At 68.7% G+C, this 415-nt stretch carries 1 protein-coding gene; it reads right to left on the minus strand.

Annotation, left to right across the window (positions count from 1 at the left end):
- Positions 1-411 (minus strand): transposase (locus QSK30_RS36650; RefSeq protein ID WP_502871951.1); only part of this gene is annotated, 411 nt, incomplete at its 3' end.
- Positions 412-415 lie beyond the last annotated feature (4 nt).

Genomic DNA, 415 nt, shown 5'->3' on the forward strand with positions numbered 1-415 from the left:
GTGGCGTAGCCAGATGTTGATCGTGGCGATGTGGATGGTGGCCTGGTCGTGCAGGGCGAGTTTGTCGTAGCGGGTGGCGACCGCCCGGTGTTGTTTGAGCAGGTTGATGCCGTATTCCACGGCGTGGCGTTGCTTGTATGTGTCGGTGTCGAACGCGGGCGGTCGCCCACCGCGGGTGCCTTTGTTCTTGCGGTGGGCGGCTTGGTCGCGGGGTTGGGCGATGGTGGCCTTGATGCCCCGTCGGCGCGGGTAGGCCCTGTTCGCACGGGAGGAATAGGCCTTGTCGGCCAGCACCCGGTCCGGTCGTGTCCGGGGGCGACCGCCGCCGGGGCGGGGCACCCGGATTCCCTCGATCACCGCCACGAACCGCGGACTGTCACCCCGCTGCCCCGCGGTGAGCAGCAACGACAACGGC

It is taken from the genome of Actinokineospora sp. NBRC 105648, from assembly GCF_030269645.1.
Classification (GTDB): Bacteria; Actinomycetota; Actinomycetes; order Mycobacteriales; family Pseudonocardiaceae; genus Actinokineospora.